This window comes from Robertmurraya sp. DFI.2.37 (assembly GCF_029211245.1).
Lineage (GTDB): Bacteria > Bacillota > Bacilli > Bacillales > Cytobacillaceae > Robertmurraya > Robertmurraya methanolica_A.
In genome coordinates this window covers 104540-120376 of sequence record NZ_JARGEJ010000002.1, presented here as the reverse complement: position 1 = coordinate 120376, position 15837 = coordinate 104540, and the positions used below count along the sequence as shown (strand labels likewise).

Here is a 15837-nt window from a genome sequence, read left to right as displayed (position 1 = left end):
GCCGCTCGTTTCATTTATATAGGTCGATGTGAAGGACAGCATGAATAGATGCGAGATTTATGGGAAAATTACTTTCGAACAAATTATTCGCATCATAGCATAAACGGTGATATACTGTCGTTAGTATCGTTTTACAGTAAATAGCTATGAAGTTGGGCATGTGATCGAATTCATAGCCAGTTCATTTTAGGAGGTAAATATATAATGGCAATTACAAATGTAACTGACCAAAATTTTGATACTGAAACAAGCTCTGGTGTAGTACTTGCTGATTTTTGGGCACCTTGGTGTGGTCCTTGTAAAATGATTGCTCCTGTTCTTGAGGAGTTAGATTCTGAGCTTGGAGAGAAGTTGAAAATCGTTAAGCTTGATGTCGACGATAATCAAGAAACAGCAGCTAAATTTGGTGTGATGAGCATTCCTACATTATTGGTATTCAAAGATGGGGAAGTTGTAGACAAAGTAGTGGGCTTCCAGCCAAAAGAAGCTTTAGCTGAGCGTTTAAACTCACACTTATAAGAATAAAAGGCTTCCGGCAGACAATGTCGGGAGCTTTTTTGTTGCTTTTGTTTGTTGAGGCTCATTCTTTAAATGAGTGCATCTTTTTTTAGACAATCAATTTTATCTTTTGCTAAGTTCACTTGGGGTTGTGGCATGGTAGGTTGCCTTTCCTAAAGATAGAAGGAAGCTTTATCCCCCACGGGAACAAAACGGACTTTATTGCTGCACAGATACGCCCCCTGTGTTTTTATGCTTACTATACAATAAGCACTTTGGTGCTAGTTATGATATATTTATCTCAAGAATTGCAAAGTTGGGATGAGATTAATGATGAACGACAATTTAAAAAATAAATTAGCTTTTCTCCCAGACCAGCCGGGATGCTATCTTATGAAGGATCGGCAAGGAACGATTATCTATGTTGGGAAAGCGAAGGTTCTCAAGAATAGGGTGCGATCTTATTTTACCGGCTCTCATAATGGAAAAACGCAAGTGCTCGTTAACGAAATCGAGGATTTTGAGTATATTGTAACCTCGTCTAATATGGAAGCACTCTTGCTTGAACTAAACTTAATTAAAAAATATGACCCTAAATATAATGTGATGTTAAAGGATGATAAGACATATCCATTCATTAAACTTACAGCAGAGCGCCACCCCCGCTTAATTACAACGAGAAAGGTGAAAAGGGACAAAGGGAAGTATTTTGGCCCTTACCCTAATGTCGGGGCTGCAAATGAAACGAAGAAATTACTCGATCGTATTTATCCTCTTCGCAAATGTGCAACTCTCCCTGATCGCGTTTGTTTATACTATCATTTAGGTCAGTGCCTAGCACCATGCATCAATGAGGTGCCGGAATCGACATACCGTGAAATGGTTGAAGAAATTACGAGATTTTTAAATGGTGGCTATCAAGAAATCAAAAAAGAATTAACGGAAAAAATGCTAAAGGCTTCTGAAGAGCTTGATTTTGAACGAGCGAAGGAATTTCGTGATCAGATTGCGCATATTGAGTCGACAATGGAAAAGCAAAAAATGACGTCAACAGATTTTACTGATCGAGATGTATTTGGTTATGCAGTAGACAAAGGCTGGATGTGCGTCCAAGTCTTTTTTATCAGACAGGGGAAGCTAATTGAACGGGATGTTTCACTGTTTCCTTTTTATAATGAACCGGAAGAGGAATTTCTAACCTATCTTGGTCGTTTCTATGACGAGGCAAGTCATTTTAAACCGAAAGAAATCCTTTTGCCAGAAAAGGTCGATGAGGATCTCGCGGAAAAGCTCTTAAACGTAAAGATAACAAAGCCAAAACGCGGTCAAAAAAAGGATCTTGTTAAGCTAGCTGCAAAGAATGCAACGATTGCGTTAAAGGAAAAGTTCTCTCTTGTGGAACGGGATGAACAGCGAACGATTAAAGCTATTGAACAATTAGGCAACGAACTGGGCATTTCGATTCCACGGCGTATTGAAGCTTTTGATAATTCAAATATACAAGGGACAGATCCAGTATCAGCACTTGTTGTTTTTATTGACGGAAAACCGGCAAAACGGGAGTATCGCAAGTATAAGATTAAATCAGTCAAAGGTCCTGATGATTATGAATCAATGAGGGAAGTGGTTAGAAGGCGGTATTCGAGAGTTTTAAAGGAACATTTACCGCTACCAGATTTAATTATTATTGATGGTGGAAAAGGGCATGTAGAAGCAGTTCGTGATGTGCTTGAAAATGAGCTGGGATTAGATATCCCTCTGTCAGGTTTAGTAAAGGACGACAAGCATCGGACGTCACAGCTTCTATATGGCAACCCGCTTGAAATCATTCCATTGGCAAGAAACAGTCAAGAGTTTTATTTGCTGCAAAGAATTCAGGATGAAGTACATCGGTTTGCGATTACCTTCCATCGTCAATTACGGGGAAAAACTGCTTTCCAATCCATTTTAGACGACATACCTGGAATTGGAGAAAAGCGAAAAAAGCAGTTATTGAAGCATTTTGGCTCTGTGAAAAAAATGAAAGAAGCAACACTTGAACAGTTTAGAGAATTGGGAATTCCAGCGAAGATCGCAGAGAGCCTATATAAAAAACTACAGGAATGACGTTGTTTTCATAAAATGGCTGTGCTATAATTAGGACAATTTTATATCGCTATCACTTATTAATGACTGAGCGCTAATGATTCTTTGTGAATGTTCAAAATCGGCATTTGCAACCATTACGTAGTTCAGTGATACAGATTTATTTGTACGGTACTTTTCTATTTTTAGAGGAAATTTGGCGATTAAGCCAATAATAATCTAAAAGAAGGAAAAGGCCGAATTAATAAAGTGAAGGTAGAGGTGCGGACGCAAAGAGTAAGGACTTGGAGAAAGATGAGTTTCGAAGAAAAGTCTTGAAAGGGGTGGACCGCCGAAGTGAAGAAAGGCTCATTCCTTTTTTTGCTGGTTCTGTGACCAAATAGGTGCAGAATTGTCAAGACATGTTTGTCTTGGAGAGCTATCTTACTTTGCGAAGACGTAATACTTTAGTTTTTTACGTTGTTACAGCGCAGCAGTGAGATAATTTCTCACTGCTTTTTTTATTGCCTGTTCAACTATGAGGGACACACTTAGGAAGAAAGAAGGGAATGGCATGGGATTAATCGTACAAAAGTTCGGGGGAACGTCTGTAGGAAATTCAGAAAGAATTCTCAATGTAGCAGAAAGAGTCATTGAAGAAAAGAATCGTGGCAATGATGTTGTCGTAGTAGTCTCTGCAATGGGCAAAACAACAGATCAACTTGTGTCACTTGCAGGGGAGGTTACTTCTAGTCCAAGCAAAAGGGAAATGGATATGCTTTTAACGACTGGGGAACAAATCACGATTTCCTTGTTAGCGATGGCATTACAACATAAAGGCTATGATGCGATTGCATTTACAGGCTGGCAAGCAGGAATTGAAACAGAACCAGTATTTGGGAATGCACGTGTTCTAAAAATTGATAGCACTCGTGTACAAGCTGAACTTGAAAAAGGAAAAATCGTCATTGTCGCTGGCTTCCAAGGGGCTACGGCCGATGGAGAAATTGCTACATTAGGTCGGGGAGGGTCTGATACGACAGCGGTTGCTCTAGCGGCAGCATTAAAAGCGGATAAATGTGATATTTATACGGATGTAACAGGGGTTTTTACGACTGATCCTCGCTATGTAAAAGCAGCTCGAAAATTACTCTCGATCTCTTATGATGAGATGTTAGAGCTTGCTAATTTAGGTGCTGGAGTTTTGCATCCGAGAGCGGTTGAGTTTGCTAAAAATTATCATGTTCCTTTAGAAGTACGCTCCAGTATGGAAAGGGAATCAGGAACAATCATCGAGGAGGAAGGAAAAATGGAGCAAAATTTAGTAGTACGGGGGATTGCCTTTGAAGATAAAATTACAAAGGTTACCGTATTAGGTTTATCCAATACATTATCAAGCTTATCAACGATTTTTACGACATTGGCGAATAACCATCTTAATGTTGATATTATTATCCAAAGCACAACGAATAAAAATACAACGGATTTATCATTTTCTATTCATTCAGAGGATTTGAAGGATACGCTGCAGGTTTTAGCGGACAATAAGGAAAGTCTTAAATATGAGACTGTACAATTCGAATCAGATTTAGCAAAAGTATCAATTGTTGGTTCAGGTATGGTTTCAAATCCAGGTGTTGCTGCAAAAATGTTTGAAGTGCTAGCAAATGAGTCAATCGAGGTAAAGATGGTCAGCACATCTGAAATAAAGGTTTCAACGGTTGTAGAAGAGGGAAATATGATCCGTGCTGTAGATTCATTACATCACGCTTTTGAATTAGCAGGTACAGCAGTGAAATCATAAAAGAAAAAAGCCAAAAAGCACTAAACATGCTTTTTGGCTCCATTTATGCACAAAGGATTATCGATGAATAGAGGTACGCTATTCGATCGTATCTTTATTGTCCCACTTTATCGTGAACACGACTTTTTTAGCTCGTCTCTTTGGATGTTCATATGCTTCAGCTACGACATTTTTTTGAGCTTCAACTTGTTGAGCTAAAAATCCTGCTTCCAGTTGAAAGGTAGAGATTTCTTTTTTTCGCAGTCTTTCGGAGATTAAAGGGCTTGTTAATTCTACTTGAAGTTCGTTTTTTGACTCATCTTTAATGGTTAAGTATCCCCATCCAGCTTTTTCGAAGAAATCGATCATTTCATCGAAACTATTTAGTGGGTATTTACGCGCCAAATCTTTTCCGGCCCAATAAAGAATGGCAGATGTTTCTTTTCCGAGAAGACTTGGGATTAAAATTTCTCGTATCAGTTCATACCCAAATGCTGGAACATTTGTGTGTTCTGATGGATGTGTATTTTCAGAAGTAATCATTTCAGTCAATGCTCTCCCCTCTTTCTATGATTCTATTATATACATTTTTGCCTGTTTTACGCACGAAATATAAAAAAACAATCATCCGTGTATTAGTAAATTTTGTTATTCTAATATATCGAAAAAAAGTGGTGCAAATGCGGAGATCTTTTGTTTATATAGTCGAAAGATTTTGTTTTTAAAGGGTATTTTGTGTATACGTTTTCTTGACGGTCTTAGAGCGAGAGAGTAAAATGGACTTGTCACATAATTGTAAAAAATTATTCGACATTTTTTCAATTTAGCTGATACATATTCTCTTTAAGGGGAATAGGGAGAAGTGACCGCTAGAGCTTTCAAAATTTAAAGGGGGGTAAATTTATGGCGGGTAATCGAGAGTTTTTTTATCGCAGATTGCATTCATTGCTAGGGGTTATTCCAGTTGGACTGTTTCTTATCCAACATCTTGTGGTGAATCATTTTGCTACAAAGGGAGCAGATTCCTTCAATAAAGCAGCACACTTTATGGAATCATTGCCATTCCGTTATGTTCTTGAAATTTTTGTTATTTTCCTACCGTTATTGTTCCATGCTATCTATGGCATTTACATTGCTTTTACAGCAAAAAATAATGCAAGTAGATATAATTTTTTCCGGAATTGGATGTTTGTTCTTCAACGTTTCACCGGAATTGTCACGTTAATCTTTGTTGTGTGGCATGTTTGGGAAACAAGAATGGCGGCTGCTTTTGGAGCTGAAGTCAATTTCAATATGATGGAGAATATTTTATCGAATCCATTTATGCTGTGGTTCTACATAATTGGGGTAGTTTCAACTACTTTTCACTTTGCCAATGGACTATGGTCTTTTGCTGTAAGTTGGGGGATTACAGTGACACCGAGATCACAACTTATTTCAACATATGTCACAATCGGTATTTTCATCGCCCTTTCAATTGTAGGAATTCGCGCAATATTCGCATTCGTTTAATAGATTAGTAGACATGTAGCAAGAGGAAATAAAGGAGTGAAAACGCATGGGTAAAGGTAAGATTATTGTAGTCGGTGGAGGACTAGCCGGCTTAATGGCAACAGTTAAAGCAGCAGAAAATGGAACACCTGTGGAGTTATTTTCATTGGTGCCGGTAAAACGTTCTCACTCTGTTTGTGCCCAAGGCGGTATTAATGGAGCTGTAAATACAAAAGGGGAAGGGGATTCTCCCTGGATTCACTTTGATGATACGATTTATGGCGGTGATTTTTTAGCAAATCAGGCGCCAGTAAAAGCAATGTGTGAGGCAGCACCTGGCATTATTCATTTATTTGATCGTATGGGTGTTATGTTTAATCGAACATCTGAAGGATTGCTTGATTTCCGTCGCTTTGGAGGGACACAGCATCACCGTACAGCTTTCGCTGGGGCAACGACAGGACAACAGCTACTCTATGCATTGGATGAACAAGTTCGTCGCCATGAGGTTGCTGGTTTAGTAAATAAATTTGAAGGCTGGGAATTTTTAGGGACGATTATCGATGATGAAGGAATTTGTCGTGGAATCGTTGCTCAAAACCTGACTTCAATGGAAATTAAATCTTTCCCTGCAGACGCAGTGATTTTAGCAACAGGTGGTCCTGGAATTATTTTCGGTAAATCGACCAATTCAGTTATTAACACAGGCTCTGCTGCGGCCGTTGCTTATCAGCAGGGAGTATATTATGCAAACGGTGAATTCATCCAAATCCACCCTACTGCGATTCCAGGAGATGATAAGCTCCGCCTGATGAGTGAGTCTGCTCGTGGTGAAGGTGGTCGAGTTTGGACATATAAAGATGGAAAACCATGGTATTTCTTAGAGGAGAAGTATCCTGCTTACGGAAACCTTGTACCTCGTGATATCGCAACCCGTGAAATTTTCGATGTTTGCGTGAATCAGAAATTAGGAATTAATGGCGAGAACATGGTATACCTCGATCTATCTCATAAAGATCCTAAGGAGCTTGACATTAAGCTCGGTGGAATTATTGAAATTTATGAGAAATTTACCGGTGAGGACCCTCGGAAATTACCAATGAAAATCTTCCCTGCCGTCCATTATTCTATGGGTGGTTTATGGGTTGATTATGATCAAATGACGAATATTCCTGGATTATTCGCTGCTGGTGAGTGTGATTATTCACAGCACGGAGCGAATCGTTTAGGGGCTAACTCTTTGCTGTCCGCTATTTATGGTGGAATGGTAGCGGGTCCAAATGCAGTGAAGTATATTAACGGACTTGAAAAGAGTGCTGATTCTCTTTCTTCTTCTCTATTTGAAGGCTATGTTCAACAAGAAGAAGAAAAATGGAATCAAATTATGTCTATGAACGGAACAGAAAATGCATATGTTCTCCATAAAGAGCTTGGCGAATGGATGACAGATAATGTAACGGTTGTTCGCTACAATGATAAACTGTTAAAAACAGATGAGAAGATTCAAGAGCTGTTAGAGCGTTTTGAAAATATTAATATTAATGACACGGCAAAATGGAGTAATCAGGGAGCAACTTTTACTCGTCAATTGCAAAATATGCTTCAACTAGCACGTGTTATTACGCTCGGTGCTTATAACCGCAACGAAAGCCGTGGAGCTCATTACAAGCCGGAATTTCCAGAGAGAAATGATGAAGATTTCTTAAAAACAACAATGGCAAAATTTGTTGATGCAAAATCTGCGCCTGAGTTTCACTATGAAGAAGTTGATACTTCCCTTATCGCACCTCGTAAGCGCGATTACTCTAAGAAAAAGGAGGAGAAATAAGAGATGGCAGAAAACAGCACCGTCCATTTCATAATCTCTAGACAGGATTCTCCTGATTCTGAACCATATCAGGAAGAATTTCATGTACCGTATCGTCCTAACATGAACGTGATTTCTGCACTGATGGAAATCAGACGTAATCCTGTAAATGCGGAAGGAAAAGAAACTTCTCCGATAACTTGGGATATGAACTGTTTAGAAGAGGTTTGTGGAGCATGTTCAATGATTATCAACGGTAAGCCTCGACAGTCTTGCTCCGCGATCGTTGACCAATTGGAACAACCGATTAGGCTTGAACCAATGCGTACTTTCCCGGTCGTTCGTGATTTACAAGTAGATAGAAGTAGAATGTTTGACTCCTTGAAAAAAGTTAAGGCATGGATTCCAATCGATGGGACATACGACTTGGGACCAGGACCGCGTATGCCTGAGGTAAAGCGTCAATGGGCATATGAATTATCAAAATGTATGACCTGCGGAGTATGTCTCGAAGCTTGTCCTAATGTGAACAGCAAATCGAATTTCATTGGTCCTGCACCACTTTCACAAGTGCGTCTGTTTAATGCTCACCCAACTGGTGAAATGAATAAGGCGGAACGTTTAAATGCCATTATGGAAGATGGTGGCCTTACAAACTGTGGGAATTCGCAAAACTGTGTTCAGTCTTGTCCTAAGGGAATTCCACTTACAACATCGATTGCTGCATTAAACAGAGATACTACATTGCAGTCATTTAAAAACTTCTTTGGAAGCGATCAAGTATAATTTGTAAAAGAGGGTGTTCCATATGTTTGGAACACTCTCCATTGCGTTATTCATTGCTATTTTTCCTATTCGATAGTACGTAAAAACTCACTGTCTTGAGCTTAAATATTTTCAAAATTTCTATCTTACAGTATAATGAATGAATAATCATTCATTTTCAGCGAAAGGAAAGATAAGATGAGTAGAATAAGCTATATCGAGGATTTTGCAACTTGGGAACATCGCTTCCATTTTTATTATCCAGTGAAAGTGCGATTTTCTGAAACTGATATGTTTGGACATTTGAACAATACTATTCCTTTTACATATTATGAAGAAGCAAGAATTGAATATTTTAAAAGCAAGGGCATGATGACAGATTGGCTTGATGGAAAAAGTGAGGCGATGATTGTTGTCGCCGATCTGCAATGTGATTTCCTCAAACAAGTGTACTTTGATGAACAGCTACGGATATATGTTAGGGCTCATAGTGTTGGAACTTCTTCAGTTGATATTCACTATATGGGAAAAAGAGAAAACGAAGAGATTTGTTTTGTTGGAAGAGGAACGATTGTTCAAGTCTCTAAGAAAACGGGTAAAAGTATTCCTTGGTCAAGTGAAGTGAAGGCAGCAATGTTGGAGTGCGAAACGATTCAATAACTCCGCATCCGCACATTTTTTTTAAAATATAAAACTCCTTTAAAGGATTGTTGTCACTCAGATAGTTCCCTTCACATATGATATGGTGACTAAATATATACCCATCCCGCTGTTCATAGCTGGCGAAGGCAAGGAGGGTTACAATACTTGAAGGAGAATGAATATACTCACAAGCCATTACTCACCAAACGTGAAAGAGAAGTATTCGAGCTATTAGTACAAGATAAAACAACGAAAGAAATCGCTAGTGAACTGTTTATCAGCGAAAAAACGGTTCGGAATCATATTTCGAATGCCATGCAAAAACTCGGTGTTAAGGGGCGTTCACAAGCAGTTGTAGAACTCCTTCGAATGGGAGAGCTAGAACTTTAAATGCAAACCGGCTATCCATTTTTGGAAGCCGGTTTACTCGTAAAATCGGGTAGTCAAAAACCGATTTTAACAACCGCTTTGGTTTAGTGAACAATGATCAAATCGACATTCCTCGACATTCTCGCTGCGAATTTTTCTTGAAATTTATGTGAAAAAAGTAGAAAATAAAAGAAAAAACATGTTTGAACGGGTTTAATCAATCATTACACATTTGATTTTAAATATGGAAATAAAACTTGTGTAGTATTTTAAAAGTAGGGAGTTGTGGAATGATGGAGCGTGAGGAAATACAAGACAAAACCGGCTTAGATATTGTGGCAGAAATTGAAAAAGACTTGCGGTACATAGCTGGAATTATTAAACAAAAAGGTAGAGAGATCTTGAGTAACTATACGATTACTCCACCGCAGTTTGTCGCGTTGCAATGGCTTTTTGAAGAAGGAGACATGACAATCGGGGAATTATCGAATAAAATGTATTTAGCATTCAGCACGACAACCGATTTGGTTGATCGGATGGAAAAAAATGAGCTTGTCAAGCGTGTGAAAGATCCGAATGATCGAAGAGTGGTGCGAATACACCTTTTAGAGGAAGGCGAAAGAATTATTGATGAAGTGATCAAAAAACGTCAAGCATACCTTCAAGAGGTATTGCGAAACTTTTCTGCGGAAGAGGTTATTGCGCTTAAAGATAACTTAATGCGATTACATCAAGATATGCGAGAATGAGGCGAGTTATTTGGAACAACCAATTGGAGTTATTGATTCTGGTATTGGCGGATTAACAGTTGCGAAAGAAATTATGCGCCAATTACCGCATGAAAAAATACTTTATCTCGGTGATACAGCCCGCTGTCCATATGGTCCACGGACAGGTGAAGAAGTGAAGAAATTTACATGGCAGTTGACCAATTTTTTATTAGGAAAAAATATAAAAATGCTTGTCATTGCTTGTAACACAGCAACGGCTGTTGCTTTGGAAGAAATTAGACAGACATTATCAATTCCTGTGCTCGGTGTTATTTATCCAGGAGCAATTTCTGCATTAAAGGTGACAGAGAACTATAAAATTGGCGTCATTGGCACAGAAGGAACGATAAAGAGCAGAGCTTATGAAACAGCTTTAAAGTCTATCAACGGGTCTGTTTTAGTCAGTGGATTAGCCTGCCCCAAATTTGTTCCATTAGTAGAAAGCGGAGAATACGATGGGCCGGTTGCCAGAAGGGTAGTGGCAGAAACACTTGCTCCGTTAAAGAATCAGGGGCTTGATACACTTATTCTTGGCTGCACTCATTATCCCTTACTAGAACCAATTATTAAAGCGATAATGGGGAATCGTGTGAAAGTCATAAGCTCTGGTGAAGAAACAGCAAGAGAGGTAAGCAGCATTCTTTATTATAAAGGACTTTTAACAACTAATAGCACTGTTCCTGCTCATGAGTATTATACGACTGGATCAAGCAGCATTTTTTCTAAAATAGCATGCCAATGGTTAGGGAAAAGTATCCTTCATGTGCAAACGATCAAAATTGAAAGTAAGACTGAAAGCCTCCTGTAATGGGGCTTTTTACTATGTCAGAAATTTTTAGTTCATGTTAGCTCTGAATCGAAGAACAAGTTTTCCTCGAGTCAGAGCTATTTTTTTGATATAGCTAAAAAAACATGAAAGATCAAAGCTTCTTACGAATTAAGCCAAAATCAATAGAATCAAATCATACATAAATATTTAAAGGGAGAACATCTGTAAAAGATCTTTGACATCCTCTTTCGTCTTATTTTATAATGTTGCTGTAAAATATCTTTTACATCACTTAATTTGAAGGTGCTGTTCATATGAAAAATAGAATAAAAGAATGCCGAGAAAAGAAAGGCATTTCCCAAGGGAAGTTAGCTGATTTATGTAATGTGAGTAGGCAAACAATTAATGCGATTGAAAATAACAAATATGACCCCAGTTTACAATTAGCTTTTAAACTTGCGAAAACTTTGGAGATGACAGTCGATCATTTATTTTGTGACGAGGAGGAAAGTTAATGAAGACACGAAAAATAGGTGCTGTAGTAATTGGTACAGCTATTCTAATTGTGATAGGTTACACAATTTTTAATATTACTGTAGGAGAAGTAGTTGGTTTTCAAGAGGTTATCGTAATTGGCACGTTGTTAATGATGTTTTTATCAACAATCACATGGGGAAATAAGGAAGAGAAAGACGGAATCTTAATTGAGGAGGAACTTGGTCAACGGATTACAGAAAAAAGCTCAAAAATTAGCTATTTCATTCTATTATTCTTGATTTTGATTGCGGTAGCAGCTGATGAAATTGTAAATGGTTCAATTAATGTCTTTTTGTTAGCAATATTAGGTTTAGCTTTGATTTTACTACCTTTAGTCGAATTCTTTGTCGCTAAAAAGTATCAGTAAATGATTAATGCTTTGAGTTTTCTTGATAGTCTTTTTCATATTACGAACAGGTGAAAATGTTGCTCAATTTTCTTAACCTATCTGAAAATTTTCGATAGGAAAGAAATTGAGTACGATTACAGGTTTTTAGTGGAAGACTAGTATTAACACTTGTTTTGTGCGATCATTTAGGCCGAGGTCGGTAAGAGGGGCTTTAACCTTGAACTATTAATTAGACTGAAAGTTTGATAAAAAAATAACAGTAGACGGGCCATGATTCAAAATGATTCTTGATTGTCCAATTTTTTTGTTGCGAAACGGTCTAATTTATAATTAAGCTCGTATATATGTTAGTACAAACTGTCTTTGGAGGGATATGCATGTCCATTAATAAAAGAACAATTGTACTAACATCAATGATTATTTTATCTGTTCTCTTGTCTGGCTGTGGCTTGCTGGGTGGGAAGGAAAAGGAGAAAATCGATCCACCACAAACGGTTACATACACAGATGATGGCCAGGTAATAGAGGGCGCGGTAGGAGAGGAAAATACAGAAGAGGCAAGTGAAGGTAGTGTGATGACGGAACTGTATTTATTCGATAAAAACGGCTATGTAGTACCGCAGACTTTTTCATTACCGAAAACAGAGTCGGTTGCAAAGCAAGCTCTTGAGTATTTAGTTGAAGGAGGCCCTGTTACGGATATGCTTCCGAATGGCTTTGCAGCTGTATTGCCTGCTGAAACGGAAGTAAGTGTTGATATTACAGGCGATACTGCAGTTGTAGATTTTTCTAATGAATTCAAAAATTATAAACCTGAGGATGAATTGAAGATTTTAGAGGCGGTTACATGGACTGTAACCCAGTTTGACTCAGTCGAGAATGTTGAATTGAAATTAAATGGTCATGAACTGACTGAAATGCCGGTTGCTGGTACGCCAATTGGAAAAACGGTTAGCAGAGCAAATGGGATTAATCTTGATACGACAGACGTTGTTGATATTACCAATACGAAAGCAGCCACCGTATACTATGTTGCAGGGGAAGAAGGTTCTTACTATTACGTACCAGTGACGCGTCGAGTTGAGGAAAATAATGTAGAAGGTGTTGTCGCTGAACTGGTTAAAGGGCCGAGCTACTCATCGACATTAATCAATGACTTTTCACCTGATGTCGAATTGCTTGAGGAACCGAAAATTGAAGATGGGAAAGTGACATTAAACTTCAATGAATCTATTTATGGGAGCTTTGAGGAAAAAATTATTTCTGAACATGTTTTAAACATGCTTGTCTTATCCTTAACAGAGCAGGAAGGAATTGAAAGTGTGGAAGTGATGGTTGATGGAGAAGCCGAACTCGTAAAGGAAAATGGAGAAAAGCTTGTAGAACCTGTGACAAGACCTGAAAAAGTGAACACAATTAGTTTTTAAAAACTCTTTTTTGATATACTATAGATAGGACAGCAGAAGAAGGTGGCTTGATTACTAGCCACCTCTTCTTTATTGTTTCTTTCATTACGATGCTTTTTTGAGGGGAACAATTGGGAAAAGGAGGATAATGAGTATGCGAGCAGATGAAAGACAACCGTACCAGATGCGCCCTATTGAGATTGATACAGATTATTTGATGCATCCTGAAGGTTCTGTACTAATTACAGTGGGTAAGACGAAAGTAATTTGTACAGCCAGTATTGAAGAAAAAGTACCACCTTTTATGAGAGGTCAAGGGAAAGGGTGGGTTACTGCTGAATACTCCATGCTACCGCGTGCTACAGGACAGCGTAATATACGAGAAGCCGCCAAAGGAAAGATAACTGGGCGAACAATGGAAATTCAACGTTTGATCGGTAGGGCGTTAAGGGCAGTCGTTGATTTAGATGCTCTTGGCGAGAGAACGATCTGGATTGATTGCGATGTTATCCAAGCGGATGGAGGGACTAGAACGGCTTCTATCACGGGTGCTTTCGTTGCGATGACAGAAGCGGTACATAAGCTCTATCTTGAAAAAAAGCTATCTAAATACCCGATCAAGGATTTCTTAGCAGCGACGAGCGTTGGAATACTTGAAGATGATAATGTTGTTTTAGATTTAAATTACATAGAGGATTCTAATGCAAATGTGGATATGAATGTTGTGATGACGGGAAATGGTGAATTTGTTGAAGTTCAAGGTACAGGAGAAGAATCCACCTTTTCATATGAGCAATTACAGCAATTGTTAAAGGCTGCTCAAGAGGGAATAAGCGCAATATTTGAGCACCAGAGAGCAGCAATTGGCGAGGAAGCAACTGCAAAAATTGAGGAGAATGGAACAAAATGAAAACGATCATTATAGCGACAAAAAATCACGGCAAAGCGCTAGAATTTATAAGAATGTTTCAGCCTCTCGGATATGAGGTAAAAACATTATTAGATTTTGATGAAATTGAAGATATAGAGGAAACGGGCCAAACCTTTGAAGAAAATGCCATAATAAAAGCAAAAGCAGTCGCTGAAAGAACTGGCCAGGTGGTCATTGCTGATGATTCCGGTCTAGTTGTGGATGCCCTTAATGGTGCGCCGGGCATTTATTCTGCACGCTACGCCGGTTTGGCAAAAGATGATGAAGCGAATATTGACAAAGTACTAGAGCAACTAAAGGAAGTTCAGGATGAGGAAAGGACAGCGAGATTTTATTGCGCTTTAGCGGTTGCAGAGCCAGACGGCAAGTCATTTACAGTAAACGGCACTTGTGAAGGCGTGATTTTGCGAACTAGAAGAGGAGTCAATGGCTTTGGCTATGATCCGATATTTTTTGTTAATGAATTAGGAAAAGCGATGGCGGAGCTTGAACCAAGAGAAAAAAATCAAATCAGCCATCGGGCCAATGCGCTGAAAAAATTAGAAGAAATCATCCAATCAGGGAAATTTAATGCATGATATAGAAGGTGCGGGAATATGGCAAAAGTGTTAATCGTTAGTGATAGCCACGGTCAGCGAATCGAGTTGACTGAATTGAAAGCTAGGCATGAAAAAGACATGGACTTAATGATTCACTGTGGGGATTCTGAGCTCTCAAAGCAGGATAAGGAGCTTCAAGGTTTTCATGTAGTAAGGGGAAATTGCGACTTTGGCAATGACTTTGAAAAAGAACTAATAAAGGAACTTGATGGATATCGTTTTTTCGTTGCACACGGCCATTTATTTTCTGTAAAGTCATCGCTCATACAGCTCCAATATCGTGCTGAAGAAGTAAATGCGGATATAGTTTGTTTTGGTCACTCCCATCTCCTAGGAGCCGAAATGGTGCGAAATAAGTTATTTATTAATCCTGGCAGTCTCCGGCTTCCGAGGGGAAGAAGAGAGAGAACTTATGTGATTCTGAACATTCAAGGTACAACAGTTGATGTTCATGTGTATGACTATGATTCAGGAGAAATGACGGACTTGCGTCAAAGTTTTTTGTTTGAGCGTTAATGGGTGTTATCTAGTATTTGCGAATATAATTGTAATATCGTCAGTAAATTTCAAATTTCGCTGCTATAACAAAATTATCGCTAATATATTATTAAAGATCCGTGCTTGCACGCTAAAATATGAAAAGTTAGAGCTATACAACTTATGGGGGAGAGCGTTTTCCCCCATTCCATCAAAAGAAAACGTAAAAAAACTTAATTTTCCTGTTGACTTTTAATTATTAGCACAATATAATAAAAAATGTCCTTGAAAAAAGAAGCCACGCTTTTGGTATGGAGAACGAATTTTTTCGAGTGAACAAAAATAATGATTATATGATTTGTCCCAGTAGCTCAGCTGGATAGAGCAACGGCCTTCTAAGCCGTCGGTCGGGAGTTCGAATCTCTCCTGGGACGCCATTAATACACACCAATTATGTACATATTCGTTAAGTCGCATTGCATGTGACTTAACGTTTTTTATTTTCAGACTTTGCTAAACTGTGTTGATAAAATGAGCCAAAAATCAACATCGATAAATATTAAAAACTAATAATATAACT

17 protein-coding genes, 1 tRNA gene and 1 riboswitch are annotated in these 15837 nt (G+C 38.5%); of the genes, 17 read left to right on the top strand and 1 reads right to left on the bottom strand.

Annotation, left to right across the window (positions count from 1 at the left end; all coding sequences use genetic code 11):
* Positions 1–204 precede the first annotated feature (204 nt).
* The 3 genes from trxA (at position 205) to PZE06_RS01950 (ending at position 4366) form a co-directional block, all read left to right on the top strand.
* Positions 205–519 (top strand): thioredoxin, encoded by a 315-nt coding sequence (trxA, locus tag PZE06_RS01960; RefSeq protein WP_150913748.1) that lies wholly within the window; start codon positions 205–207, stop codon positions 517–519.
* A 312-nt stretch (positions 520–831) separates the two neighbouring features.
* Positions 832–2604, top strand: coding sequence for an excinuclease ABC subunit UvrC (gene uvrC / locus PZE06_RS01955; RefSeq protein WP_150913915.1), 1773 nt, complete (start codon positions 832–834; stop codon positions 2602–2604).
* Positions 2605–2831: 227 nt separating this feature from the next.
* A riboswitch (Lysine riboswitch) is annotated at positions 2832–3012 on the top strand.
* A gap of 124 nt (positions 3013–3136) precedes the next feature.
* On the top strand, positions 3137–4366 hold the full coding sequence (locus PZE06_RS01950) for an aspartate kinase (protein WP_150913746.1): 1230 nt from the start codon (positions 3137–3139) through the stop codon (positions 4364–4366).
* Positions 4367–4444: 78 nt separating this feature from the next.
* Here PZE06_RS01950 and PZE06_RS01945 read toward each other — a convergent pair whose 3' ends face one another.
* Complete coding sequence (locus tag PZE06_RS01945; RefSeq protein ID WP_150913913.1) at positions 4445–4888, bottom strand: YslB family protein; 444 nt, start codon at positions 4886–4888, stop codon at positions 4445–4447.
* Between the two features lie 360 nt (positions 4889–5248).
* Between PZE06_RS01945 and PZE06_RS01940 the strand changes: the two genes are divergently transcribed.
* The 14 genes from PZE06_RS01940 to PZE06_RS01875 all read left to right on the top strand — a co-directional run bounded on the left by PZE06_RS01940 (position 5249) and on the right by PZE06_RS01875 (position 15694).
* Positions 5249–5857: a succinate dehydrogenase cytochrome b558 subunit gene (locus tag PZE06_RS01940; RefSeq protein ID WP_150913744.1), complete on the top strand. Its 609-nt coding sequence runs from the start codon at positions 5249–5251 to the stop codon at positions 5855–5857.
* Between the two features lie 46 nt (positions 5858–5903).
* A complete protein-coding gene (gene sdhA, locus PZE06_RS01935) occupies positions 5904–7664 on the top strand; it encodes a succinate dehydrogenase flavoprotein subunit (protein WP_150913742.1) in 1761 nt (586 codons plus the stop codon).
* A 3-nt stretch (positions 7665–7667) separates the two neighbouring features.
* On the top strand, positions 7668–8429 hold the full coding sequence (sdhB, locus tag PZE06_RS01930; protein ID WP_095307689.1) for a succinate dehydrogenase iron-sulfur subunit: 762 nt from the start codon (positions 7668–7670) through the stop codon (positions 8427–8429).
* A 177-nt stretch (positions 8430–8606) separates the two neighbouring features.
* Positions 8607–9068: an acyl-CoA thioesterase gene (locus PZE06_RS01925; protein WP_150913740.1), complete on the top strand. Its 462-nt coding sequence runs from the start codon at positions 8607–8609 to the stop codon at positions 9066–9068.
* 147 nt (positions 9069–9215) lie between these two features.
* Positions 9216–9440: a spore germination transcription factor GerE gene (gene gerE / locus PZE06_RS01920; protein WP_019154738.1), complete on the top strand. Its 225-nt coding sequence runs from the start codon at positions 9216–9218 to the stop codon at positions 9438–9440.
* 272 nt (positions 9441–9712) lie between these two features.
* The gene (locus PZE06_RS01915; RefSeq protein ID WP_150913911.1) at positions 9713–10168 is read left to right on the top strand and encodes a MarR family winged helix-turn-helix transcriptional regulator; all 456 of its coding nucleotides are present in this window, start codon (positions 9713–9715) and stop codon (positions 10166–10168) included.
* Between the two features lie 10 nt (positions 10169–10178).
* Positions 10179–10997 (top strand): glutamate racemase, encoded by an 819-nt coding sequence (gene racE / locus PZE06_RS01910; protein WP_150913738.1) that lies wholly within the window; start codon positions 10179–10181, stop codon positions 10995–10997.
* Positions 10998–11272: 275 nt separating this feature from the next.
* Complete coding sequence (locus PZE06_RS01905) at positions 11273–11473, top strand: helix-turn-helix transcriptional regulator (RefSeq protein ID WP_150913736.1); 201 nt, start codon at positions 11273–11275, stop codon at positions 11471–11473.
* On the top strand, positions 11473–11862 hold the full coding sequence (locus PZE06_RS01900) for a hypothetical protein (RefSeq protein ID WP_150913734.1): 390 nt from the start codon (positions 11473–11475) through the stop codon (positions 11860–11862). The genes PZE06_RS01905 and PZE06_RS01900 overlap by 1 nt, the downstream gene beginning before the upstream one ends.
* Before the next feature lie 359 nt (positions 11863–12221).
* Positions 12222–13271 (top strand): GerMN domain-containing protein, encoded by a 1050-nt coding sequence (locus tag PZE06_RS01895; RefSeq protein ID WP_150913732.1) that lies wholly within the window; start codon positions 12222–12224, stop codon positions 13269–13271.
* A 133-nt stretch (positions 13272–13404) separates the two neighbouring features.
* Entirely contained in the window at positions 13405–14160 is a 756-nt protein-coding gene (gene rph / locus PZE06_RS01890; protein WP_150913730.1) for a ribonuclease PH, read from the top strand.
* A complete protein-coding gene (locus PZE06_RS01885; RefSeq protein WP_150913727.1) occupies positions 14157–14759 on the top strand; it encodes an XTP/dITP diphosphatase in 603 nt (200 codons plus the stop codon). Before rph ends, PZE06_RS01885 begins: the two co-directional genes overlap by 4 nt.
* 18 nt (positions 14760–14777) lie before the next feature.
* Positions 14778–15296: a metallophosphoesterase gene (locus PZE06_RS01880; protein WP_150913725.1), complete on the top strand. Its 519-nt coding sequence runs from the start codon at positions 14778–14780 to the stop codon at positions 15294–15296.
* Between the two features lie 321 nt (positions 15297–15617).
* Positions 15618–15694, top strand: a tRNA-Arg gene (locus PZE06_RS01875).
* Positions 15695–15837: the final 143 nt, after the last annotated feature.

Coding starts and splice junctions, on each gene's coding strand:
- PZE06_RS01905 (WP_150913736.1), top strand. CDS start 11,273: ATGAAAAATAGAATAAAAGAATGCCGAGAAAAGAAAGGCATTTCCCAA.
- sdhB (WP_095307689.1), top strand. CDS start 7,668: ATGGCAGAAAACAGCACCGTCCATTTCATAATCTCTAGACAGGATTCT.
- PZE06_RS01925 (WP_150913740.1), top strand. CDS start 8,607: ATGAGTAGAATAAGCTATATCGAGGATTTTGCAACTTGGGAACATCGC.
- PZE06_RS01945 (WP_150913913.1), bottom strand. CDS start 4,888: ATGATTACTTCTGAAAATACACATCCATCAGAACACACAAATGTTCCA.
- trxA (WP_150913748.1), top strand. CDS start 205: ATGGCAATTACAAATGTAACTGACCAAAATTTTGATACTGAAACAAGC.
- PZE06_RS01950 (WP_150913746.1), top strand. CDS start 3,137: ATGGGATTAATCGTACAAAAGTTCGGGGGAACGTCTGTAGGAAATTCA.
- rph (WP_150913730.1), top strand. CDS start 13,405: ATGCGAGCAGATGAAAGACAACCGTACCAGATGCGCCCTATTGAGATT.
- PZE06_RS01885 (WP_150913727.1), top strand. CDS start 14,157: ATGAAAACGATCATTATAGCGACAAAAAATCACGGCAAAGCGCTAGAA.
- uvrC (WP_150913915.1), top strand. CDS start 832: ATGAACGACAATTTAAAAAATAAATTAGCTTTTCTCCCAGACCAGCCG.
- PZE06_RS01915 (WP_150913911.1), top strand. CDS start 9,713: ATGGAGCGTGAGGAAATACAAGACAAAACCGGCTTAGATATTGTGGCA.
- sdhA (WP_150913742.1), top strand. CDS start 5,904: ATGGGTAAAGGTAAGATTATTGTAGTCGGTGGAGGACTAGCCGGCTTA.
- PZE06_RS01895 (WP_150913732.1), top strand. CDS start 12,222: ATGTCCATTAATAAAAGAACAATTGTACTAACATCAATGATTATTTTA.
- PZE06_RS01880 (WP_150913725.1), top strand. CDS start 14,778: ATGGCAAAAGTGTTAATCGTTAGTGATAGCCACGGTCAGCGAATCGAG.
- PZE06_RS01900 (WP_150913734.1), top strand. CDS start 11,473: ATGAAGACACGAAAAATAGGTGCTGTAGTAATTGGTACAGCTATTCTA.
- PZE06_RS01940 (WP_150913744.1), top strand. CDS start 5,249: ATGGCGGGTAATCGAGAGTTTTTTTATCGCAGATTGCATTCATTGCTA.